Origin of the sequence: Stenotrophomonas bentonitica (assembly GCF_013185915.1) — a bacterium.
GTDB lineage: Bacteria > Pseudomonadota > Gammaproteobacteria > Xanthomonadales > Xanthomonadaceae > Stenotrophomonas > Stenotrophomonas bentonitica.
In genome coordinates this window covers 66,315-88,199 of sequence record NZ_JAAZUH010000005.1, presented here as the reverse complement: position 1 = coordinate 88,199, position 21,885 = coordinate 66,315, and the positions used below count along the sequence as shown (strand labels likewise).

At 66.6% G+C, this 21,885-nt stretch carries 25 protein-coding genes and 1 tRNA gene; 16 read left to right on the top strand and 10 right to left on the bottom strand.

Annotated elements, in window-relative coordinates; genetic code table 11:
* Positions 1-104 precede the first annotated feature (104 nt).
* On the bottom strand, positions 105-1,475 hold the full coding sequence (locus HGB51_RS19955; protein ID WP_070208453.1) for a helix-turn-helix domain-containing protein: 1,371 nt from the start codon (positions 1,473-1,475) through the stop codon (positions 105-107).
* Positions 1,476-1,588: 113 nt separating this feature from the next.
* Here HGB51_RS19955 and HGB51_RS19950 point away from each other — a divergent pair, with 113 nt between their 5' ends.
* Genes HGB51_RS19950 through mmsB form a run of 5 tightly spaced genes read left to right on the top strand, consistent with a single transcriptional unit; the run spans position 1,589 to position 7,146 of the window.
* Complete coding sequence (locus HGB51_RS19950; protein ID WP_070208454.1) at positions 1,589-3,094, top strand: CoA-acylating methylmalonate-semialdehyde dehydrogenase; 1,506 nt, start codon at positions 1,589-1,591, stop codon at positions 3,092-3,094.
* A 41-nt stretch (positions 3,095-3,135) separates the two neighbouring features.
* Positions 3,136-4,290, top strand: coding sequence for an acyl-CoA dehydrogenase family protein (locus HGB51_RS19945; RefSeq protein ID WP_484600368.1), 1,155 nt, complete (start codon positions 3,136-3,138; stop codon positions 4,288-4,290).
* Positions 4,287-5,087 (top strand): enoyl-CoA hydratase, encoded by an 801-nt coding sequence (locus HGB51_RS19940; RefSeq protein WP_070208456.1) that lies wholly within the window; start codon positions 4,287-4,289, stop codon positions 5,085-5,087. Before HGB51_RS19945 ends, HGB51_RS19940 begins: the two co-directional genes overlap by 4 nt.
* Positions 5,084-6,259 carry an enoyl-CoA hydratase/isomerase family protein gene (locus HGB51_RS19935; protein ID WP_070208457.1) on the top strand — a complete coding sequence of 392 codons (1,176 nt, stop codon included), beginning with the start codon at positions 5,084-5,086 and terminating at the stop codon, positions 6,257-6,259. The genes HGB51_RS19940 and HGB51_RS19935 overlap by 4 nt, the downstream gene beginning before the upstream one ends.
* Positions 6,256-7,146: a 3-hydroxyisobutyrate dehydrogenase gene (mmsB, locus tag HGB51_RS19930; RefSeq protein ID WP_070208458.1), complete on the top strand. Its 891-nt coding sequence runs from the start codon at positions 6,256-6,258 to the stop codon at positions 7,144-7,146. The genes HGB51_RS19935 and mmsB overlap by 4 nt, the downstream gene beginning before the upstream one ends.
* A gap of 90 nt (positions 7,147-7,236) precedes the next feature.
* Here mmsB and HGB51_RS19925 read toward each other — a convergent pair whose 3' ends face one another.
* Complete coding sequence (locus tag HGB51_RS19925) at positions 7,237-7,662, bottom strand: organic hydroperoxide resistance protein (RefSeq protein WP_070208459.1); 426 nt, start codon at positions 7,660-7,662, stop codon at positions 7,237-7,239.
* 110 nt (positions 7,663-7,772) lie between these two features.
* Between HGB51_RS19925 and HGB51_RS19920 the strand changes: the two genes are divergently transcribed.
* The gene (locus tag HGB51_RS19920; RefSeq protein WP_070208460.1) at positions 7,773-8,603 is read left to right on the top strand and encodes an AraC family transcriptional regulator; all 831 of its coding nucleotides are present in this window, start codon (positions 7,773-7,775) and stop codon (positions 8,601-8,603) included.
* Positions 8,604-8,615: 12 nt separating this feature from the next.
* Here the strand turns inward: HGB51_RS19920 and HGB51_RS19915 are convergent, their stop codons facing one another.
* Positions 8,616-9,572: a cation diffusion facilitator family transporter gene (locus tag HGB51_RS19915; protein ID WP_070208461.1), complete on the bottom strand. Its 957-nt coding sequence runs from the start codon at positions 9,570-9,572 to the stop codon at positions 8,616-8,618.
* Between the two features lie 107 nt (positions 9,573-9,679).
* Between HGB51_RS19915 and HGB51_RS19910 the strand changes: the two genes are divergently transcribed.
* Positions 9,680-10,147, top strand: coding sequence for a hypothetical protein (locus HGB51_RS19910; RefSeq protein ID WP_070208462.1), 468 nt, complete (start codon positions 9,680-9,682; stop codon positions 10,145-10,147).
* Between the two features lie 26 nt (positions 10,148-10,173).
* Here the strand turns inward: HGB51_RS19910 and HGB51_RS19905 are convergent, their stop codons facing one another.
* On the bottom strand, positions 10,174-10,470 hold the full coding sequence (locus HGB51_RS19905) for a helix-turn-helix domain-containing protein (RefSeq protein WP_246233714.1): 297 nt from the start codon (positions 10,468-10,470) through the stop codon (positions 10,174-10,176).
* Between the two features lie 185 nt (positions 10,471-10,655).
* Between HGB51_RS19905 and dusA the strand changes: the two genes are divergently transcribed.
* The 4 genes from dusA (at position 10,656) to HGB51_RS19885 (ending at position 14,434) form a co-directional block, all read left to right on the top strand.
* Positions 10,656-11,669 (top strand): tRNA dihydrouridine(20/20a) synthase DusA, encoded by a 1,014-nt coding sequence (gene dusA, locus HGB51_RS19900; RefSeq protein WP_070208463.1) that lies wholly within the window; start codon positions 10,656-10,658, stop codon positions 11,667-11,669.
* 189 nt (positions 11,670-11,858) lie between these two features.
* A complete protein-coding gene (locus HGB51_RS19895; protein WP_070208464.1) occupies positions 11,859-12,227 on the top strand; it encodes a hypothetical protein in 369 nt (122 codons plus the stop codon).
* 72 nt (positions 12,228-12,299) lie between these two features.
* Positions 12,300-12,986, top strand: coding sequence for a response regulator transcription factor (locus HGB51_RS19890; protein ID WP_070208465.1), 687 nt, complete (start codon positions 12,300-12,302; stop codon positions 12,984-12,986).
* Positions 12,987-13,009: 23 nt separating this feature from the next.
* Entirely contained in the window at positions 13,010-14,434 is a 1,425-nt protein-coding gene (locus HGB51_RS19885; protein ID WP_070208480.1) for an ATP-binding protein, read from the top strand.
* A gap of 7 nt (positions 14,435-14,441) precedes the next feature.
* Here HGB51_RS19885 and HGB51_RS19880 read toward each other — a convergent pair whose 3' ends face one another.
* Positions 14,442-15,224 (bottom strand): M90 family metallopeptidase, encoded by a 783-nt coding sequence (locus tag HGB51_RS19880; RefSeq protein WP_070208466.1) that lies wholly within the window; start codon positions 15,222-15,224, stop codon positions 14,442-14,444.
* Positions 15,191-15,463, bottom strand: a complete 273-nt coding sequence (locus HGB51_RS19875) for a hypothetical protein (protein WP_070208467.1) — start codon at positions 15,461-15,463, stop codon at positions 15,191-15,193. Before HGB51_RS19875 ends, HGB51_RS19880 begins: the two co-directional genes overlap by 34 nt.
* 136 nt (positions 15,464-15,599) lie before the next feature.
* Here HGB51_RS19875 and birA point away from each other — a divergent pair, with 136 nt between their 5' ends.
* The 5 genes from birA (at position 15,600) to HGB51_RS19850 (ending at position 19,216) form a co-directional block, all read left to right on the top strand.
* On the top strand, positions 15,600-16,565 hold the full coding sequence (gene birA, locus HGB51_RS19870; protein ID WP_070208481.1) for a bifunctional biotin--[acetyl-CoA-carboxylase] ligase/biotin operon repressor BirA: 966 nt from the start codon (positions 15,600-15,602) through the stop codon (positions 16,563-16,565).
* Complete coding sequence (locus HGB51_RS19865) at positions 16,562-17,299, top strand: type III pantothenate kinase (RefSeq protein ID WP_070208468.1); 738 nt, start codon at positions 16,562-16,564, stop codon at positions 17,297-17,299. The genes birA and HGB51_RS19865 overlap by 4 nt, the downstream gene beginning before the upstream one ends.
* Before the next feature lie 9 nt (positions 17,300-17,308).
* A complete protein-coding gene (locus tag HGB51_RS19860; protein WP_070208469.1) occupies positions 17,309-18,169 on the top strand; it encodes an SPOR domain-containing protein in 861 nt (286 codons plus the stop codon).
* 39 nt (positions 18,170-18,208) lie between these two features.
* Positions 18,209-18,284, top strand: a tRNA-Thr gene (locus HGB51_RS19855).
* 149 nt (positions 18,285-18,433) lie between these two features.
* A complete protein-coding gene (locus HGB51_RS19850; RefSeq protein ID WP_141739171.1) occupies positions 18,434-19,216 on the top strand; it encodes a DUF3800 domain-containing protein in 783 nt (260 codons plus the stop codon).
* A 116-nt stretch (positions 19,217-19,332) separates the two neighbouring features.
* On the opposite strand, the gene HGB51_RS19845 is transcribed toward HGB51_RS19850, so the two are convergent.
* The 4 genes from HGB51_RS19845 to HGB51_RS19830 all read right to left on the bottom strand — a co-directional run bounded on the left by HGB51_RS19845 (position 19,333) and on the right by HGB51_RS19830 (position 21,763).
* Complete coding sequence (locus HGB51_RS19845) at positions 19,333-19,872, bottom strand: GTP-binding protein (protein WP_070208471.1); 540 nt, start codon at positions 19,870-19,872, stop codon at positions 19,333-19,335.
* The gene (locus HGB51_RS19840; RefSeq protein ID WP_070208472.1) at positions 19,869-20,819 is read right to left on the bottom strand and encodes a hypothetical protein; all 951 of its coding nucleotides are present in this window, start codon (positions 20,817-20,819) and stop codon (positions 19,869-19,871) included. Before HGB51_RS19840 ends, HGB51_RS19845 begins: the two co-directional genes overlap by 4 nt.
* 55 nt (positions 20,820-20,874) lie before the next feature.
* Positions 20,875-21,234: a hypothetical protein gene (locus HGB51_RS19835; RefSeq protein WP_070208473.1), complete on the bottom strand. Its 360-nt coding sequence runs from the start codon at positions 21,232-21,234 to the stop codon at positions 20,875-20,877.
* Between the two features lie 76 nt (positions 21,235-21,310).
* Positions 21,311-21,763, bottom strand: a complete 453-nt coding sequence (locus tag HGB51_RS19830; RefSeq protein ID WP_070208474.1) for a roadblock/LC7 domain-containing protein — start codon at positions 21,761-21,763, stop codon at positions 21,311-21,313.
* Positions 21,764-21,885: the final 122 nt, after the last annotated feature.

The following is a 21,885-nucleotide window of genomic DNA, read 5'->3' as shown; positions in this document are numbered from 1 at the left end:
CCATGAAGTTCCAGATGTTGATCAGGGATGTCGTGAACAGCAGGGCCAGATGCCAAACACCCCTTGGAGCCGGCCGGCGGCCGGCACTACAGTTGCCGGGCGGGCTACGCCCGTCCCGGCAACTGCGCAAATGCACGCTGCATGCAATCCTGGCGCGGGCACACCCGGCAACCGGGTCCAATCGACACCGAATTGCCGGGGCTCTGGATATCCAGCCCGCGCGAATAGATCAACCGCTCGGCATGCTGCAGGTCGCAGCCCAGCGCCACCGCAAACGTCTTGCGCGGCTGCCCATGGCCCACCGGCCCACTGCTCACCTGCCGCGCCAGCCAGAAATGCCGGCGCCCATCGGGCATGCGCGCGGTCTGGGTCAACACCCGGCCCGGCTGGTTGAACGCCTCGTACACGATCCACAGCGGACACGAACCGCCCACCTGCGAGAAGTGGAAATCGGTCGCCGAATGCCGCTTGGACACATTGCCGGCACGGTCCACGCGGATGAAGAAGAACGGCAGCCCCGGCGCACTGCGCCGCGCCAGCGTGGTCAGCCGGTGGCATACCGCCTCGAAGCCCACGCCAAACCGATGCGCCAGCGCATCGATGTCGTACGCGCTGTGCTCGGCCGCACGCAGGAACTGCGCGTACGGCATCACCAGCGCACCGGCGAAGTAGTTGGACATGCCGATCCGCGCCTGCGCGATCTGCTCCGGTTCGCGGAAGCCCGCCCGCGCGATCACCGCATCGATCTGCGCCGCATAGCCCAGCAACGCCAGTTCGGCCGCCATCTGGAACGCCTGCTGACCCGCCTCCAAGTAGTCCGGCAGCCACAGCGTGCGGCTGCCGCCGTCGTACACCCGCTTCTCGCGCCCGGCCTGCAGCGGCGCCACCTCCACCAGCACCCCGTGGCGGTCGGCCAGCAGCTGGCGCAGGCGCGGCGCCACATGCCCGGCCACCAGCCCCCATTCGGCGAACAGCTGCTCGGCCAGGTCGTCCAGCTCGGGAATGTGGTTGTGCATGCGGTTGAAGAAGTCGCGCACCTGGTCGCCGGCCGGCAGTGCCTGCCCGGCGTGCGGGTCGCCCAGCTGGAACTCCAGCGCGGCGGCATGCTCGCGCAGCAGCAGGTGGCGGCGGTGCAGGTCGAGCAGGGCGTGGCTGATCTGCGGCAGGTTGCCGGCCATGGCGCGCAGATCGGTGCTGCTGACCTCGTCCAGGCCCAGGTCGCGCAGGGTCTGGCCCAGCGCTTCCTGCAGCGCACCGGGCTCATCCACGTCGAACAGGTCGGTAACGTCGCCCAACACCTCGCGCAGCTTGTGCTGCACCGCTGGAGTGAGCGGGCGCTTGTTGCGCTCGATCTGGTTCAGGTAGCTGGCCGAAAGCCCCAGCGCCCGGGCGAGCTCGGCCTGGCTGTAGCCGCGCTGCTCACGCAGGCGCAGCAGGCGCAGGCCGATCTGGCGTTGGGGGAGCTGGCTATTCACAGAATTAACAGAAATCGTAGCGGGCATTGGCCAGATTAAGCGTAGACAGCCCGGAAAGCGAGTAAGCGTATGTGAATAATGCCAATCACCTTTCGCACCCCGCCGGTATTGCCATGACTGTTGCAGCGCCCCGTATCCGCATGTTGATTGATGGCCAGTTCGTCGAATCGGCCAGCTCGCACTGGCAGAACGTGGTCAATCCGGCCACCCAGGACGTCCTGGCCCAGGTCCCGTTCGCCACCATGAGCGAAGTGGACGCCGCCGTGGCCTCGGCCAAGGAAGCCTTCAAGACCTGGCGCAAGACCCCGATCGGCACCCGCGCGCGCATCTTCCTGAAGTACCAGCAGCTGATCCGCGAGCACATGGGCGAACTGGCCCACATCCTCAGCGCCGAACAGGGCAAGACCGTGCCCGACGCCGAAGGCGACGTGTTCCGCGGCCTGGAAGTGGTCGAGCATGCCGCCGCCATCGGCAACCTGCAGCTCGGCGAGCTGGCCAACAACGTGGCCAACGGCGTGGACACCTACACCCTGCTGCAGCCGCTGGGCGTCTGCGCCGGCATCACCCCGTTCAACTTCCCGGCGATGATTCCGCTGTGGATGTTCCCGATGGCCATCGCCACCGGCAACACCTTCCTGCTCAAGCCGTCCGAACAGGACCCGATGGTCACCATGCGCCTGGTCGAACTGGCGCTGGAAGCAGGCATTCCGAAGGGTGTGCTCAACGTCGTGCACGGCGGCGAAGAGGTGGTCAACGCGATCTGCGACCACCCGGACATCAAGGCCGTTTCGTTCGTGGGTTCCACCCGAGTCGGCACCCACGTGTACAACCGCGCCTCGCTGGCCGGCAAGCGCGTGCAGTGCATGATGGGCGCCAAGAACCACGCCGTGGTGCTGCCGGACGCCAACAAGGAACAGAGCCTCAACGCCATGGTCGGTGCCGCGTTCGGCGCGGCCGGCCAGCGCTGCATGGCGGCTTCCACCCTGGTGCTGGTCGGCGAAGCCCGCGAGTGGGTGCCGGACCTGGTGGCCAAGGCCAAGACCCTCAAGGTCAGCGCCGGTAGCGTCGCCGGTACCGACGTCGGCCCGGTGATCTCCTGCGCTGCGCGCGAGCGCGTTGAAGCGCTGATCGCCTCGGGCGTGGAGCAGGGCGCCAAGCTGGTGCTCGACGGCCGCAACCCGCAGGTGGACGGTTTCGAGAAGGGCAACTTTGTTGGCCCGACCATCTTCGACGGCGTGAAGCCGGGCATGCGCGTGTACGACGAAGAAATCTTCGGGCCGGTGCTGGTCATCCTCGAAGCCGAAACGCTGGACGACGCCATCGAGCTGATCAATTCCAACCCGAACGGCAACGGCACCGCGCTGTTCACCCAGTCCGGCGCTGCTGCACGCCGTTTCCAGGAAGAGATCGACGTCGGCCAGGTCGGCATCAACGTGCCGATCCCGGTGCCGGTGCCGCTGTTCTCGTTCACCGGTTCGCGTGCGTCCAAGCTCGGCGACCTGGGTCCCTACGGCAAGCAGGTGGTCATGTTCTACACCCAGACCAAGACCATCACCGCGCGCTGGTTTGACGAGGAGACCCTGGGTCACGGCGTCAACACCACGATCAGCTTGAAGTAATTGCCTGCAAGGGCACGGAGTATTTTTTTATGAGCAACTCGATGACGACGGAACTCGAAGAAGCGCAGCAGGCCTATAGAGAAGCCGCGCGTGACTTCGCCCAGGCCGAACTGGCGCCGCACGCCGCGCGATGGGATGCGGAGGGCATCTTTCCGCGCGAGGCGATCGCCAAGGCCGGGGAACTCGGGTTCTGTGGCCTGTACATGGACCCCGATATCGGTGGCAGCGGTCTGACCCGTCTGGACGCCGCCGTCGTCATCGAGGAGCTCGCCAATGTGGACCCGTCCACCGGCGCCTTTGTGAGCATTCACAACATGGCCTCGTGGATGGTCTCCAAGTGGGGCACCGACGCACTGCGTGCCGAATGGGGCCAGGCGCTGTCTTCGGGCAGCAAGCTGGCTTCGTACTGCCTGACCGAACCGGGTGCCGGTTCGGACGCGGCCTCGCTCAAGACCACCGCCGTGCGCGATGGCGACCACTTCGTGCTCAACGGTTCCAAGGCCTTCATCTCCGGCGCCGGTGCCACCGAGCTGCTGGTGGTGATGGCGCGTACCGGCGGCCCGGGTGCCAAGGGCGTCAGCGCCATCGCGGTGCCGGCCGACCTGCCGGGCATCAGCTACGGCCGCAAGGAAGAGAAGATGGGCTGGAACAGCCAGCCCACCCGCGGCATCACCTTCGAGAACGTGCGCGTGCCGGTCGGCAACCTGCTCGGCGAAGAGGGCAGTGGTTTCAAGCTCGCCATGAAGGGCCTGGACGGCGGCCGCATCAACATCGCCGCCTGTTCGCTGGGCGCAGCGCAGGGCGCGCTGGACGCCGCACGCCGTTACATGGGCGAGCGTCGCCAGTTCGGCAAGCCGCTGGCCGACTTCCAGGCGCTGCAGTTCAAACTGGCCGACATGGCCACCCAGCTGGTCGCCGCGCGGCAGATGGTGCACACCGCTGCACGCAAGCTCGACGCCGGTGCCAGCGACGCCACCGTGTGGTGCGCGATGGCCAAGCGCTTCGCCACCGACGCCGGTTTCCAGATCTGCAACGACGCGCTGCAGATCCACGGCGGCTACGGCTATATTCGCGAGTACCCGATCGAACGCCTGCTGCGCGACAGCCGCGTGCACCAGATCCTGGAAGGCACCAACGAGATCATGCGCGTGATCGTGGCCCGCCACCTGCTCAACACCGAAGAGGAACTGCGATGATGGATTGGCGCACGCACGAACACGTTGGCCTGAAGGTGGAAGCCGATGGCCACACCGCCGTGGTCACGCTGGACAACCCGCCGGCCCATACCTGGACCGTGCACAGCCTGTCCGCGCTGCGCGACCTGGTCGGTGCGCTCAATGCCGACAACGGCATCTACGCGCTGGTGATCACCGGTGGCGGCGAGAAGTTCTTCTCGGCCGGTGCCGACCTCAAGCAGTTCGCCTCCGGCGACAAGGCGCTGGCCCGCGAAGCCGCACGCCGTTTCGGCGAAGCCTTCGAAGCGCTGTCCGGCTTCCGTGGCGTTTCCATCGCTGCCATCAACGGCTATGCGATGGGCGGCGGGCTGGAATGCGCGCTGGCCTGCGACCTGCGCATCATCGAAGACCACGCCCAGGTCGCGCTGCCGGAGGCCACCGTGGGCCTGCTGCCGTGCGCCGGCGGCACCCAGAACCTGCCGCGCCTGGTGGGCGAGGGTTGGGCCAAGCGCCTGATCCTGCTCGGCGAGCGCATCGACGCCGAGACCGCCGTGCGGATCGGCCTTGCCGAAGAGAAGGTCGGCAAGGGCGAGTCCAAGGCCCTGGCCCTTGAATGGGCGAAGAAGGCCGGCAAGCAGAGCCCGTCCAGCGTGGCCGCGTGCAAGACCCTGGTGCAGTCCACCCGCAGTGGCATGAGCCATGCCTCGGCGCTGGTTGCCGAGCGCGAGGCCTTTGTCGACCTGTTCGACCGCGCCGACCAGGCCGAAGGCGTGAACGCCTTCCTGGAAAAGCGCGCGCCGCAGTGGAAGAACGCATGAGCACGGCCGAGACCGCTGCGGAAGCACCAGTGCTGTTCGAAGAGCAGCGCGCTGCCAACGGCAAGCGCATCGGCATCGCGACGCTCAACGCACCGCGCACCCTCAACGGCTTCTCGCTGCCGATGGCGCACCTGCTGCACGAGCGCCTGACCGCGTGGGCAGCCGACGACGGCATAGCGCTGGTGGTTCTGCAGGGCGCCGGCGAAAAGGCCTTCTGCGCCGGCGGCGACCTGCACAGCCTGTACCAGAGCATGCGCGCCTACCGCGACGCCGGCCACAGCGACGTGCGCGACAACGCCTACGCCGCCGAGTTCTTCGACGTGGAGTACCGCGTCGACTTCGCCATCCATACCTATCCAAAGCCGATCCTGTGCTGGGGCCACGGCATCGTCATGGGCGGCGGTATCGGGCTGATGTCCGGCGCCAGCCATCGCGTGGTCAGCGAGCGCTCGAAGCTGGCGTTCCCGGAAATCACCGTCGGCCTGTTCCCGGACGTCGGTGGCAGCTGGCTGCTGCCGCGCGTACCGGGCAAGGGCGGTCTGTTCCTGGCCCTGACTGGCGCACCGCTCAACGCAGGCGACGCCATCTATGCCGGCCTGGCCGACATCCATATCGCCGAAGCCCAGCGTGCCGACGTGTTCAGCGCGCTGGCGCAGGTGCATTGGAGCGACGACGCCAAGCGCAACCACGAGCAGCTCACCAACCTGCTGCAGCAGCACGCCAGCGACGCCGCTACCGGTCCGCTGCTGCGCAACGCGGCCAGCATCGACGCGCTCTGCGAAGGCGACGACGTGGTCACCGTGGTCAACGCCATCGCCGCACTGCAGACCGAAGATCCGTGGCTGCAGACCGCGCAGGCCACGCTCGCCGCCGGCGCGCCCGGTTCGGCACGCCTGGCGTGGGAGCTGCAGAAGCGGGCGGAAGGTGCATCGCTGGCCGACGTCTATCGCTTCGAATACATCGCCGCACTGCACAGCGCCGCCCACGGCGATTTCGCCGAAGGCATCCGTGCGCTGCTGATCGACAAGGACCGCACCCCGCGCTGGCAGCCGGCCACCCTGGCCGAAGCCACCCCGCAGTGGGCGCAGACCTTCTTCGTTTCGCCCTGGAACGACGCCACGCATCCGCTGGCCGATCTGGGCGCCACCGTTCCTGAAAGGAGCCTTGCATGAGCCGTATTGCATTCATCGGGTTGGGCAACATGGGTGGCCCGATGGCCGCCAACCTGGCCAAGGCCGGTCACGCCGTGCGCGTATTCGATCTGGTGCCGGCCGCCGTGCAGGCTGCCGTCGACGCCGGCGCTACCGCCGCCAGCTCCGCGCTCGACACCCTGACCGACGCCGAAGTGGTGATCTCGATGCTGCCGGCCAGCCGCCACGTCGAAGGCGTGTACCTGGGCGATGACGGCCTGCTGGCCGACATCCCCGGCGGCGCGCTGGTGATCGACTGCAGCACCATTGCCCCGGCCACCGCACGCAAGGTCTCCGAAGCCGCTGCCGCACGCGGCCTGCAGATGCTGGACGCCCCGGTCTCCGGCGGCACCGCCGGCGCCCAGGCCGGCACGCTGACCTTCATCGTCGGCGGCGAAACGGACGCGCTCGAACGCGCCCGCCCGCTGCTGCAGGCGATGGGCAAGAACATCTTCCACGTGGGCGCCAGCGGCGCCGGCCAGGTCGCCAAGCTGTGCAACAACATGGCGCTGGGCGTGATCATGGCGGTCACCGGCGAATCCATCGCACTCGGCGTGGCGCACGGCCTGGACCCGAAGGTGCTGTCGCAGATGATGGCGGTCAGCACCGGCCGCAGCTGGGCCACCGAAGTATGCAACCCGTGGCCGGGCGTGCTGGAAAACGCGCCGGCATCGCGCGGCTACAGCGGCGGCTTCGGCAGCGACCTCATGCTCAAGGACATGGGTCTGGCAGTGGAAGCGGCCATGAGCGTAGGCGCCTCGATCCCGCTGGGCGAGCTGGCGCGCAACCTGTACTCGATGAATCACCAGGCCGGACGCGGCAAGCTGGACTTCTCCAGCGTCGTGCAGCTGGTAACCCCGGAAAAATAACCGGGACGCTTCAAATGCATCCCTGAAACGGGATCCACCGCGGTGGGATGGGCGGATGCATGGTCTTCGACCGGCATCCGCCAATTTTTTTTACACGATGGTCAACGTCACATCGATATTGCCGCGGGTAGCGTTCGAGTACGGGCACACGATGTGCGCCTTCTGCACCAGCTCCTCCACCTGCGCACGGTCCAGGCCCGGCACGTTGATCTGCAGTTCCACCTCAATGCCGAAGCCGGTCGGAATCTGACCGATGCCGACGTTGCCGGTAATGCTGGTCTCAGCCGGCAGCGCGACCTTGGCCTGACCCGCAACGAACTTCAGCGCGCCCAGGAAGCAGGCCGAGTAACCGGCAGCAAACAGCTGCTCCGGATTGGTACCCGGGCCGCCAGCGCCGCCCAGCTCGCGCGGGGTGGACAGCTGCACGTCCAGCACCTTGTCCGACGAGGTGGCGTGGCCTTCGCGGCCGCCGGTGGCGGTGGCATGGGCGGTGTAAAGAACCTTTTCAATCGACATTGGAATCTCCTGGCTGTGAACGGGATGGACCGGTTGGTGAGGTGTACTTTGCGCCTCCCGGGCGGACGTGTGGCAACATAAGGTCCAGAAAACTTGATCTGGAGTCCGAAATGGTCGACCGCCTGCAATCCCTGCTCGGCCGCTTCGCAGTCAACGCCGAGGTCTTCCACGCCGGCGCCCTGTGCGGCATCACCGACCTGCCGGCCGAAGGCGAGCGTGGTCAGCTGCATCTGATCCGTAACGGCCACGTCCGCGTGGAGCATCCCGACGGCAGCGTGCTCGAGATCACCGAGCCCAGCGTGCTGGTCTACCCACGGCCCATGGCGCACCGCTTCCTGACCGACCCGGAGGCCGGCGCCGACTTCGCCTGTGCCCACCTGCAGTTCGAAGGCGGCGGCAACAGCCCGGTCGCAGCCGCGCTGCCGCCGGTGATCTGCCTGCCCCTGCAGGAGCTCTATGGCGGCCAGCCGATCCTCTCGGTCCTGTTCGAAGAAGCCTTCGCCCAGCGCTGCGGCCGCCAAGCGCTGCTCGACCGGCTGTTCGAAGTCGTCCTGATCCAGATCCTGCGCGCGCTGATGGAAAGCGGCCAGCTCCGCGTCGGCCTGCTCGCCGGCATGTCCCACCCCCGCCTGCGCCACGCGCTGGTGGCCATGCACGAAGAGCCCGCCCAGGACTGGACGCTCGAACTGCTCGCCCAACGCGCCGGCATGTCGCGCAGCAACTTCGCCGACAGCTTCCGCGACACCATCGGCAGCACCCCCGGCCACTACCTGCAGGGCTGGCGCACACGCCTGGTCCAGCAGGCGCTGCGTAAAGGCCAGCCACTCAAGCGCATTGCGATTGATGTGGGCTATGGAAGTGAGGCGGCGCTGTCGCGGGCATTCAAGTCGCAGACGGGGCAGTCGCCGCGGCAGTGGAAGCAGGGGCTTCAGGCGGCGTAGCGCGTACCAGGCCTAAATGGTCCACTCGCGGTCAGTGGTGAACATGATCGTCAACCACCGATCGGTCGACTCCTCGCCCAGCGCCTCACCAATCTCATCGCGCAGCTTGTCCCATTCGACCAGCTGTCGCGGCGGGTCGCTCGCTGGTACCACAAAGAACAGCTCGATCTGATCGCCTCGGCCGACCTTCGCCACGTAGCTGCGATGCTCGATGAAGCCGTACTTGGCAACGATTCCGCGTGCCACTTCGTCAACATGGGCCTGCAGGTCGACCGGGGTGATCAGCAGGATGTCCGACAGCGCCTGGCGCACCGTGCCCAGCGGTGCTACCACCACGAACATGCAGACCACCAGCAGGATGGCTGGATCGATGTAAGGCACGATCCACGCCCATTCGGTGTCACCCAGCAACCAGCCGCCCCCGAAGGCCACCAGATAGGCGGCGGACATCGCGGTAGCCACCATCCAGTTCTTCGCATCCAATCGGACGAACTCCGAACCGATGGTCCGGTTGGCGCGGCGGATGAACAACGCCATGGCTGCTTCGGCAATGAGGGAGACTACCGCGAAGATGATCGCCGGTCCCAACGCAATCTGACGGCCCCCGGACATCAGTGCATCCACCGCGTTGACTGCAGCGTACAACGCCGCACAGATCATCAGCGTGCCGCTCACCCCAAGCACGATCGGCTCCAGGTGCCAGAAGCCCATGGTGAAGCGCTGGTTCAAGCGGGATTGCAGCGCGTCCACGTTGGTGGACAAGCTGATAAGCCGCACCACCAGCAGCGATAGCCAGGTCATCACCACATCGATCAGGCCATAGATGCCGTCAAAGATGATGAGCGACGAGTTGGCGAAAAGCCCGAAGGCCACGGCTGTAGCCGCGACCCCGAAAGAGGCTGCGATCGAAAGCCGCAGGACGCCCTGTTCGGTCGAGCTGTCGTAGGTGGAGCGGTTTAGAAAACTCATGGTGAATTCCGGAAAATCCTATCGGGATCCGTGACGACCATCGAAGAGGGAAGGCGACCTTTGAAAGTAGATTGCCCTTCTTTGGTTACACATACCAAGGCGGAGTCATGTATCCATTCTTGAAGCACATCCTGGCAGGCGCCACGCTGATGAGTGCTGCCTCAACGTCGGTTCAAGCGGTCGACTCGGCCCCGGAAATGCAAGTCATGTCATTCAAGGTATCAATCGATGGAAGGGAAGTGATGGCCCCAGTGCTGGGAATGCCCGCCGCGGGCCGTGCGGAAGTATCGATAAGCGACAGTGAAAGTGACCGCTACACGCTGGGCGTCAACCGGATGATGCCCGGTCATTCAGAGGGCAACGTTCCGGATCGACTGCACCTCATGCTCTGGCGGGGCTCGTCACACTCGGGCCAACCCTTGTTGGACCAGGCCATGGATGTGACTGCCAATGGCCCATCAAACAAACCGCGCAGCGTGGAGGTTGTAAACGGGCAGGGCGGCCTCAGAGAGCATGTGCGAATTGAGTTGGTGTCAGTTCTCACCGTGCGAGCTGACAGTTGGCCTCCCCGCTGAATCCAAAAGCGCAGCCTGGAAGCCTATCAGCTGGCTTCTGCAAGAACCCGAAGCGTTTCCTTTGGGTTCTTCATAATGACGTGCAGCAAAGCACGGGCGGGGCCGGTCGGATCCCGGCGGCCCTGCTCCCAGTTCCTAAAAGTGCCCACGTCGACGTGGATGATGCGTGCGAAGTTTTGCTGGGACAGGCCGGTGGCCTTGCGTATTTCGCGGACCTGCACCGGGCTGACATGCAACACCCGCGAGGGCGCACGCTTCCCCTGAAGGATCTCTTCCGCTTGCGTGACGCTGTCCATCAAATCGACGAAGAATTTTTTGGTCAAAGCTGCGGTCCCTGTCGGGGGCGTTCCGGAGGACACGGAGCGCTGTAACGCACAGTACGTCATTGGCGTACATGCGTCATTGACGTACGTCCCACTCCAGCCATCCCCGGCCCGGTTCAGGCCTCCGGTGTAAACTATTGATCGCGCTGGCAAACCCAGCACTTCCTTGCCAGACCCGACACCCCATGACCCTGCCTGCCGCCCCCGCAGACCGCTACGCCGCTTCCCTGCGCCTGTCCGTTGCTCCAATGATGGACTGGACGGACCGCCATTGCCGCGTCTTCCACCGGATACTGGCCCCGGGCGCGCGTCTGTACACGGAAATGGTCCACGCCAACGCCGTGATCCACGGCGACCGCGAGCGCCTGCTGGGCTTTGACGGCAGCGAGCATCCGCTCGCCCTGCAGCTTGGCGGCAGCGATCCGGCCCTGCTTGCGCAGGCGGCGGAAATCGCACAGGACTGGGGCTACGACGAGGTCAATCTCAACTGCGGCTGCCCCTCCGACCGGGTGCAGGCCGGCCGTTTCGGTGCCTGCCTGATGCGCGAACCCACCCTGGTGGCCGAGTGCGTGGCGGCCATGGTCGAGGCGGTCGACATCCCGGTCACGGTGAAATGCCGCCTGGGCGTGGATGAAGACAACGACTACGAAACCTTCGTGAACTTCGTCGATCAGTCCGCCAACGCCGGCAGCGCGATGTTCGTCGTGCACGCCCGCAACGCCTGGCTGAAGGGCCTGTCGCCGAAGGAAAACCGCGAAGTGCCACCGCTGCGCTACGACTGGGCGCACCGCCTCAAGGCCGACCGCCCGGACCTGAAGATTGTCCTCAACGGCGGCCTGGCCACGGTGGAGGCCTCCCAGGCGCAACTGCCGGCGCTGGACGGGGTGATGCTGGGCCGCGCGGCCTACCACGACCCCTACGTGCTGCATCAGCTGGAGGCGGCCCAGACCGGCGCGCCCCTGCAGTCGCGCGAGGCGCTGCTGCGCGCCATGCGCCCCTACATCGAGGCGCAGCTGGAGCGCGGCCTGGCCCTCAAGCACATCACCCGCCACCTGCTGGGCCTGTTCCACGGCCAGCCGGGCGGCCGCGCATTCCGCCAGGTGCTGAGCGAGGGCGCACACCGCCCCGGCGCCGACTGGGCGCTGATCGAGCAGGCGCTCACCATCACCCGCGACCAGGCCGAACGCGTCGCGGCTTGACACCGCCCAGCAAGACCCGGCAAGGTTCACTTAGATGAACGAAGCGAGGCGGGGGTCGGAAAAGTTCAGACCGGATTCACTGCGTAAAACCAAGAATTTGCAAAAGATTCGTAAAGCGCCGGCCCAGGCCGACGGTTGACGATTCACAACTTTTGAACGTTTTGACGCGCTCCGCTAGGATCAGACCTGATGCTCTCCGTGCCCCGCCATCGTCGAATTGCCGTTGCCGCCGTGCTGGCGACCTGTGCCCTTGCTGCCATTGGCAGCGCGGGTGCCCAGGCCCCGCAGCCCGATCCGGCCCGTGGCGAGATGGTGCGGGCGTCCCGTGGTGCCCCGCAGGAGCGGTCCCTGTCCGACGCGGTGCGCCGGGTCCAGCGCACCACCGGCGGCCACATCCTGGGCGCCGAACGGGTGCCATTCGACGGGCGGGACATCAACCGGGTGAAGTACATGGATGACCGGGGCCGGGTCCGCTACATGGACGACCCTGCCCAGCCGCGTTCACAGCCCCGCACGCCGCGTTCGGATATGTCATCACTACGCGGCGATAACCCCTGAACGGGGATAGTTGTCCGCAGTCATCTGTTAGCCACTGGCCCCAGGCCACACCCAGGACACTAGGGAGAGTTCATGCGTATCCTTCTGGTCGAAGACGAAGCCCCGCTGCGGGAAACCCTTGCAGCCCGGCTCAAGCGCGAAGGCTTTGCCGTCGATGCCGCACAGGACGGTGAGGAAGGTCTGTACATGGGCCGCGAAGTGCCGTTCGACGTAGGCATCATCGATCTGGGCCTGCCCAAGATGTCGGGCATGGAACTGATCAAGGCGCTGCGCGACGAGGGCAAGAAGTTCCCGGTGCTGATCCTTACCGCCCGCTCGAGCTGGCAGGACAAGGTCGAAGGGCTCAAGCAGGGCGCCGACGATTACCTCGTCAAGCCGTTCCACGTCGAAGAGCTGCTGGCACGCGTCAACGCGCTGCTGCGCCGCGCTGCCGGCTGGAGCAAGCCCACCCTCGAATGCGGCCCGGTCGCGCTGGATCTCGCCGCGCAGACCGTCAGCGTTGCAGGCAGCAACGTGGACCTCACCAGCTACGAGTACAAGGTGCTCGAATACCTGATGATGCATGCCGGTGAACTGGTCTCCAAGGCCGATCTCACCGAACACATCTACCAGCAGGATTTCGACCGCGACTCGAACGTGCTGGAAGTGTTCATCGGCCGCCTGCGCAAGAAGCTGGATCCGGACGGCGAGCTCAAGCCGATCGAAACCGTGCGTGGCCGTGGTTACCGTTTCGCGATTCCGCGCAGCAACGAGGGCTGAGCCGCTAGTGCGGTGATGGGATGATGTCAGGCCGTCTGTGGTTCTTTAAACGCTGGCGGCCGCGCTCCCTGCAGGCGCGCCAGCTGCTGGCCGCCAGTGTGAGCCTGATCGCCTTCCTGGCGATCGCCGGCTATGCACTGGACGCCGCATTTGCCGACACCGCCCGCGCCAACCTGCGCGAGCGGCTGAAGAACTACGCCACCGCGTACGCGGCCGGCATCGATTTCACCCGCGACCGCTCGCTGTACATCCGCGAGCAGCCGCCGGATCCACGCTTCGACGTGCCCGGCAGCGGGCTGTACCTCCAGGTGGTGATGCCGGACGGCAAGGGCAACTCGATGTCCGCCGAAGGCCCGATGCTGCCCACCGTGGGCGGCGGCCTGCTGGCCCCGCGCCAGGAAGTGTTCGAAGGCCCGCTGCCGATGATCCAGATCGACGGCAGCCAGGGCTCGGTGTACCGCTACGGCCTGGGCCTGGTGTGGGACGCCGACGCCGACCCCGCCACCGAGTTCCCGTACACCATCTACGTTATGGAAGACTCGCGCGCGCTCGGCGCGCAGCTGCGCGTGTTCCGTGGTCGCGTCTGGTTCTGGATGGGCGGCGCTGGCTTGATCCTGCTGCTGTTGCAGACGGTGATCCTGCAGTGGAGCCTGCGCCCGATGCGGCGCGTGATCACCGAGCTGACCAAGGTCCAGCGCGGCGAAACCGAGCGCATGAGCGAACGCCACCCGCGCGAGCTGGAACCGCTCACCGACAGCATCAACGCCTTCATCGAAAGCGAGCGCGAGAACCTCGAGCGCCAGCGCAACACGCTGGCCGACCTGGCGCACAGCCTGAAAACCCCGCTGGCGGTGCTGCGCACGCAGCTGGACAGCGGTGCCCAGGACCAGGACCTACGCGAGGAGTTCGACGTCCAGCTGCGGCGCATGAACAACCTGGTCGGCTACCAGCTGGCGCGCGCGGCATCGTCCGGGCACAAGCTGTTCTCGGCGCCGTTGCCGATCGAGTCCAATGCCGAGGAAATCGTGCGGGGTCTCGAAAAGGTGTACGCCTCCAAGGGCGTGCTGTGCGAGTTCGATATCGACGAGGCCGCGCGCTTCCACGGCGAGCCGGGCGACCTGCAGGAGCTGCTCGGCAACCTGCTGGAGAACGCCTTCAAGTGGGCCAACCGCCGCGTGCTGCTGACCGCCAAGCCGCTTACCGAGCGGGGCGTGCGTCGCGCCGGGTTGCTGCTCTCGGTGGACGATGACGGCCCGGGTATCGCGCCGGAAGACATCGCCAAGGTGCTGCAGCGTGGCGTGCGCGGCGACGAACGCGTGCAGGGCCACGGGATCGGGTTGTCGATCGTGCAGGACCTGATCAAGGACTATCGCGGCGAACTGCAGGTGAAGCGCTCGCCGGAACTGGGTGGCGCGCGGTTTGAAGTGAAGCTGCCGCCGGGCCCCTGATCGGGGTCTAGAAGGCGGGCGGCGCCCCGTAGAACCTGCGCAGATGCGCCGCCACCGCCGGCATTTCCTGCTCCAGAAGGTCCGGCGCAGAAAAGTGGTACTCGGTCGCCACCGCGAAGAACTCATCCGGCGCTTCGGCCGCATACGGGTCGATCACCGTCTCCTGGCCATCGTCCACCTGCGCGCACAGCGCATCGAAGGCCTGCTGGAAATCGGCCGCCCACTGCTTCTGCCAATCGCGCGGCAATGGCGGGGTGCCATCAAGCACCCCGTCCAGCACATCGATCCGATGCGCCATTTCATGCACCACCACGCAGGCGCCTTCATGCGGGTGCTTCAGCTCGGCCTGCACGTCATGCCAGGACAGCAGCAGCGGCCCGTTGTGCGAGACCTGGCCGATGGCCTCTTCTTCCCACTCGTGCAGCACCCCGTCTTCATCCATCTCGCTCTGCGGCACGATGAAGCCTTCGGGGTAGACCAGCACCTGCGACCAGCCGCGCAGTCCCACTTCGCCCAGTTCCAGCAGCGGCAGGCAGCACAGTGCGGCGATCAGCACGGCATCGTCGTCGCCCAGCTGCAGCCCGCCGATCGGCGTGATGGTCTTGTCGTGCAGGAATGCCGCTGACAATTCGCGCAGGCGCTGCCGGCGATCGGCCGGCAAGCCGCGCAGCCACGCGCTGCGCTGGCAGGTGCGCTGCCAGGACGTTTCGGGAATGGGGCGCGGTGCGGACCGCAGCCAGCGCAACAACGACTGGATCAGCGGAACATGCCCGGCAGGAAGCTGTGCCATTTCGGCGCACGCAGGCGCGGAATCACGTCATCGTCGCCGCCACCGCCGGTGCTCACTGGTGCAGCTGCGCTGGGCTTGACCGTGGCCGGCGCCGGGGCTGCCGGTGCCGCAGCCGGGGCCGGGCGCTCGCTTTCCGCTGCCGAATACACGCAACCGCCCCGGCTCGAGCTGGCCAGCGCATCGGACGCGTGCGCGGCAAGGGGAGCCAACAGCAGGATCAGGCAATGGGCGTGGCGCATCGTCAAAGTCCGTGAAGGGGCGAAAACGGTCAATCTTCGATTCTAGCCCGATTCACGGCGTCGATTGGAAGCCCCCCGAAAAGCGCGTTCGGCCGCTTTCCCGCATACTTTTCCCGATCAACCGATGGAAGCTGCCGTGGACGACCGCCAACTGCTGGCCAAACTGGGCGCCGGGCGACTGTCCGGCGACGCGCTGGCGCGCGAGCTGGGCCAGACCCGCGCCGCCATTTGGAAGCGGATTCAAGGACTTAGGGCGGCCGGCATCGAGGTGGATGGGCGTGCCGGCGACGGCTACCAGCTGCAGCAGCGGTTGGACCTGCTGGACGCGGCTGCGATCCTGAATGCGCTGCCCCCCGCGCAGCAGGCCGGGCTGGAAAGCCTGGATGTGTCCTGGTCGGTCGGGTCGACCAATACAGAATTGCTGCGGTGCAGCGCGCCAGAGCGCGGCGCGCGGGTGCTGCTGGCCGAGCGCCAGACCGGCGGCCGCGGCCGACGCGGGCGGGCCTGGGCCTCGCCGTTGGCGGCCCACGTTTACCTGTCGGTGCTGCGCGGTTTCGCCGGTGGCCTGTCGCGACTGGGCGGGCTGAGCCTGGTCGCTGGCGTGGCCGTGGCCGAGGCGCTGCGCGCGCACGGCGTGGCCAACGTGGGCCTGAAGTGGCCCAACGACATCGTGGTCGACGGCCACAAGCTCGGTGGCCTGCTGGTGGAAGGCGGCGGCGAATTCGCCGGCCCGGCACGCGCGGTAATCGGGCTGGGCATCAACGTGCGCATGCCGGCCGCGTTCGCGGTCGAAATCACCCAGCCGTGGACCGACCTGGCCACGCTGCTCGGCGACGAGGTCAGCCGCAATGACGTCGTGGCCTGGCTGCTGACCGCACTGCTGCCGGCGCTGGATGATTTCGAACGCGACGGTCTCGCGCCGTTCCTGCCGCGTTACGCTGCGCTGGACAGTCTGGCCGGACGCAACGTACGGGTGGACGATGGTGGCGTGCTGCATGAAGGGCAGGCACTGGGGCTGGCCGACGATGGCGCGCTGCGCGTGCGCATCGACGGCAGCGAACGCGTGTTCCATGCCGGGGAAGTCAGCGTGAGGGCGCAATGAGCGACTGGTTGTTCGACCTGGGGAATTCCCGTTTCAAGTTCGCACCGCTGCAGGGCAACCGCGCGGGCGATGTGCAGGCGTGGCCGCATGGCGCCGAAGCGATGCCGGCCGATGCGCTCGCGCTGCTGCCCAGCGGCGACACCGCGTATGTGGCCAGCGTGGCCGCTGCGTCGCTCACCGCCAGCATGCTCGAGGTACTGCGCGCACGCTTCAAAGAGGTACGGGTCGCCCGCACCGAAGCCAGTTGCGCCGGCGTGCGCATCGCGTATGCGGATCCGACAAAGTTCGGCGTCGATCGTTACCTGGCGCTGATCGCCGCGGCCGAACGCGGCCAGGCCGTGCTGGTGGCCGGGGTGGGCACCGCGCTCACCATCGACCTGCTCGACGCGGACGGACAGCACCATGGCGGACGCATCGCGGCCTCGCCCACCACCATGCGCGAAGCCCTGCATGCGCGCGCGGTGCAGTTGCCCGCGCTGGGTGGCGACTACAGCGAATTCGCCAATGACACCGCCGATGCGCTGGCCTCCGGCTGCGACGGCGCCGCCGTGGCGTTGATCGAACGCAGCCGCATGCAGGCGGCCACCACGCTGGGCGCGGTGCCGGCGCTGCTGGTCCATGGCGGTGGTGCGCCCGCATTGCTGCCGCTGCTGGGCGACGCGCAGTTCCAGCCGGCGCTGGTGCTGGATGGTCTCGCGCGCTGGGCGGTGCACCAGCCACCGGCGGCGCGGTAGGATCGCCGCATGCTTACCCGTGCCCTGATCGTCGTACTGGCCATCCTCAACGTAGGCGTTGCGCTGTGGTGGATGCTGCGCGGCGACGCTGCGCCCGCACCGCCCGCAGCCCCACCCACCGGCGTGGCGCAACTGCAGCTGCTCGACACGCCGAAGGCCGCCGCGCCGGCAGGCGCGCCAGCAGAAGCCCCGGTTGCCGCAGGTGCCGCATTGACCGACGCCACCCCGGCGGCCACCAACGGCGCTAAAAAGCCGGCCTCCGAAGTAGCGCCGGGCTCTGCCCGGCCGCCTGCACCGCCCGCAACCGCGCCGGTGCAAACTGCCTCCGTGGCTGCTGCTCCCACGGCCGCCCCCGCTGCGCCCACACCCGCGACGCCACCTCCGGCCCCGGCTCCCACCCCCGGCCCGCTTCAATGCATCAGCCTCGGCCCGTTTGCCGATCGCGACACCGCCATGGCTGCCCAGTCCAAGGCCGGCGCGCTGGTCCAGCGCTCGCGCCTGCGTGAGACGGCCAGGCCCGGCGCCAGCAGCACCTACCGGGTGATGATGCCGGCCGCCGCCAGCCGCGAAGAAGCGCAGGCCACGGTCAAGCGCATTGCCGCCGCCGGCATCAGCGATTACTACATCATGGCCCAGGGCGAAGACGCCAACGCCATCGCGCTGGGCCAGTACCGCAACCGCGAAGGCGCCGAACGCCGCCTGGCCGCCCTGAGCGCGGCCGGCTTCAGCGCCCGCCTGGTCGGCGGCAGCCAAGGCAGCGCACAATGGTGGGTCGACGCCGCCCTGGCCAACCAGGCCACCCCCAGCGCCGCCCGCCAGCGCAGCGGTGCCGCCCAGCAACGCTCGCTGGAATGCGCAGGCTTGCGCTAGAATCGCCCTCCGCGCCGGCCACGCCGCCGCGATGCCTTTGCCGGCATAGCTCAGTTGGTAGAGCAACCGCCTTGTAAGCGGTAGGTCCCCAGTTCGAATCCGGGTGTCGGCACCATCTTCCTTGCCTTATCGATAGATGCGCCCTTTGGGCGTTCGTCATTGTGCTGCGAAATTTCGATTGGCGCTTCCCGGGGGCGTCCTCGAAACTCCCCTGTTCAATTCGTCAGTTCGCCACGGGCGAACCAGGGAAGCTGCGTGTACTTGATGTACGTCGACGAGAGCGGCGATCCAGGCATGGTGAACTCACCCAGCAGATACTTCGTGCTGGCAGGAGTGGTCGTACACGAACGGGCCTGGCGGGCCACGCTGGAAGCGCTGGTGGCCTTCCGACTGCGCATCCGCGATCACTTCGAGTTGAAGCTCAGGGAAGAGGTGCATGCAGCTCTATTCGGACTGGGGTCCGAAGATCTGAAGCGGATCGCCAAGCATGATCGTCTGGCCATCCTTCGCCACTATGCCGATCAACTTGCCAGCCTCCCCGCAGTGGATCTGATCCACATCGTGGTGGACAAACAGGGGAAACCGGCCGAATACGACCCCTTTGAGAAGGCATGGCAGGCGCTGATCCAGCGCTTCGAAAACACCATCGCGTTCCAGAACTTCCGCGGACCTGCAGGGACCCAGGAACGCGGAATGGTCTTCGCGGATGGCGATCCACAGAAGAAGCTCACGCAACTGCTTCGAAGAATGCGTCGCCACAACCCTGTACCAAATCAGCAGGGTGGTTACAGATCGCTGGAGCTGGCACGCGTCCTGGAAGACCCGATCTATCGGGATTCGCGGCACTCGTTGATGATCCAGTCCGCAGACCTGTGCGCATACCTGCTCTATCAGCAGCTCGCTCCGAACGGCTACATGCGTAGAAAAGGGGGAATCACTACTTCGACCGCCTCGCCCCAATTCTCTGCAGGGCTGCCAGCGCTCAGAATCCGGAAGGGATCGTCAGGCTTTAGAAAAGAAAAAGGGCACCATTCGGTGCCGGGGTAGATCCTACTGGGCGGACGGGCCGCCGGTCAGATCTGGGTTCAACATACCACGTATTGGACGTTTGACCATTCAATTAAATCAATGGTTTGCCGGAAATTGATAGACAACGCCTAACGTCACTTCGTTTCCGCGTACCGATACGACAGCAGCGACTTCACCAGGAAGGTCACCTGCGTGGCCGAGCGCGCGTCCACGCGCATGACCGGCAGCCGGTGGCTGGCGTCGAACAGCGCATTGCGGAATTCGGGAATGAGCAGGGCGGGGTGTTCGTCCGTACGGGTCACGCCCACCGCCAGGCTTGCGTCCGGTGCGATACGCGAGAACTCCTGCAGCAGCTCCACCGTGGAAGCCACCGGGTCAGGGTGTGCAGCGCTGACCAGCACGATCACGCCGAGCGCGCCTTCGCAGACCATCGGCCACATGAAGTCCAGGTAGCGCTGGCCGGGCACGCCGTACACGTGAAGCAGTTCGCCGTCGTCCAGTTCGATCGAGCTGTAGTCGAGTGCAACGGTGGTTTCCACCTTGTCGCCCATCGCATCGCCGCTCATCGGCATTTCGGTGCTGACCGGCTCCACGTCGGAGATTGCACGCACCGCCGTGGTCTTGCCGGCGCCCATGCTGCCGACGAACACCAGCTTGTTGGCGGGCAGGCTCATGCCGAATTCCCCTGGAACAGGTTCAGTCCGAAACGACGCGCCACCCACGAGAAGAAGCGTGAGTCACCGGCATCGCGGCGGCGGGAAGGAGGTGTCACGGCAGGCTCCTGGTTCAGTGCGAGGCCACTGGCAACAGCAGCGCAGAAGAGGGATTGCACCGTGTGGCGCGGGATCTGGCAAGCGGCGGCGAGTGCATTCGCCTGCCACGGCCGCGCATGCAGGCAGGCGATGGCCAGCAGCCAGGTGCCGGGCACGTCCTCTGCGGTGAGGTCGGGCCAATGGCGCAGCTTCAGTGCGGTGTGCTCGGCCACCGGCGCCAGAAGCTCCGGACGATGGCGCGCAATGCAGAAATACAGCGTTTCGAACGAATGCCGCTGCGGCAGTCGATACGCATACTGGTGCTGGAAGGTGGAGGCATCGATCGCCTCGGCCGACCAAGCGATGTCATCCAGCTGCGCCACGACATCGGCCAACGTGGTCGACGGCGCCAGCGCGATGCTGCGCGTTGCGGTATCCACCAGCACGGTGATGCCGCCGCGTTGCAGCAGGTGCAATGCCGGGCCGCCGGCCGCCGCCAGCTGCAGCAGCAACGGCACGCCCTGCACCGGGCGCTCCACGCTGGGCGCGGCCAGCAGCAGGCTGGACAGTTGTTCGTTGATGGCGCGCACGGTGGCGCCGTGCGGCAGGCGGCCAGGCGCCGGGTCGGCAAAGCGGCGCGCGATGGAAAGGACCGGCACGTTCAATGCGTGCGCTTCGCTGAGCGCGCGCGCCGAATCGGCATGGTCCAGTCCAATCACCAGCAGGTCGCAGCTGTCGGCGGACCACGGCTGCAGCACCACGTCCATGCGCTCGGCGAGCAGCATCGAACTGGCCAGCTTCAGGCGGGTCTGGTGCAGCACGTCCAGCCCTGCGGCGGCGATGCGGAAGGAACGGGTGGGGGTATTCATGGGGGTGTGGCGCAGAACGGGTGCAACGGCCGCGGCGCGGCCGTTGCAGCGTCGATCAGCTGAAGTCCAGGGTCTTTTCGAAGGCCTTCAGTTCGTGGCGCGACATGGCCAGGTTGGCCTTGCTGCGGTCCATCACCACGTACAGGAACAGCAGCGGGTTGCTTTCCAGCGGACGGATCAGGTGGTACTGCGTGGTCAGCGTGATCAGCAGGTCTTCCAGCGTGTCCGACAGGCCCAGCGACTCGGCCACGCGACGCTTGGCACGCACCACTTCGGTGTTGCCGGCCGCAGCCAGTTCCAGGTTGATGTTGCCGCCGCCGACCATGGCCAGGGCCATGCCGCTGTCACCGTCGACCAGGGCGGCGCCGACGAAACCGGCGAGCGAATTGAGCTTTTCCAGATTGAGATTGGGCACGTAAATCCTTTTTACTTCAGGCAGTGGGAGGGGCAGGCGAAGGCCTGCCGGAAGGGCACAACGAAATCGGAGGGGCTCAGGCCGCGCGGTCGCGCAGCACGGCATCAAGACGGTTGGCGCACTCGCGCGCATGGAACAGCAGCACGGCCATGTTGACCTCGTGGCTGGCCACGGCGGTCAGGGTCAGCGGCTTGTCGGCGGTGATGCGGATCAGCACCACGTTGCCCAGCTTGGTGCAGATGGTGGCGTAGTCCGCATCGCTCAGCGCCAGTTCGCGCGACACGGTCTCGCCCAGGGTCAGGAACGAATTGGCCATCGCCGCCAGGCGGCGACCGTCCACGCCCAGCGAGGAATCTTCGGCCACGGCGCGGCCGTCGGCGGTGGAGAGCATCAGCAGGCTCAGCCCGCGTTCGCGCTCGCGCGACTGCTGGAACACCTGTTCGATGGCGGCCACGTCATACAACTGCCGGGCCGGCTGGCTCTCGCCACTGGCATTGCGGACGATCTGGTGGATGGTGCTGCGCTGCACGTACTGCCCCCTGAGACAAAACGAAAGACGGACCAGCCCGTTGCGGGTTAGTCAATCAGTACTGCGAAGAAGTGTGAAATGTAGCACGTAAATTTCGCCAAAACGGGTAACGTAAGATGAAC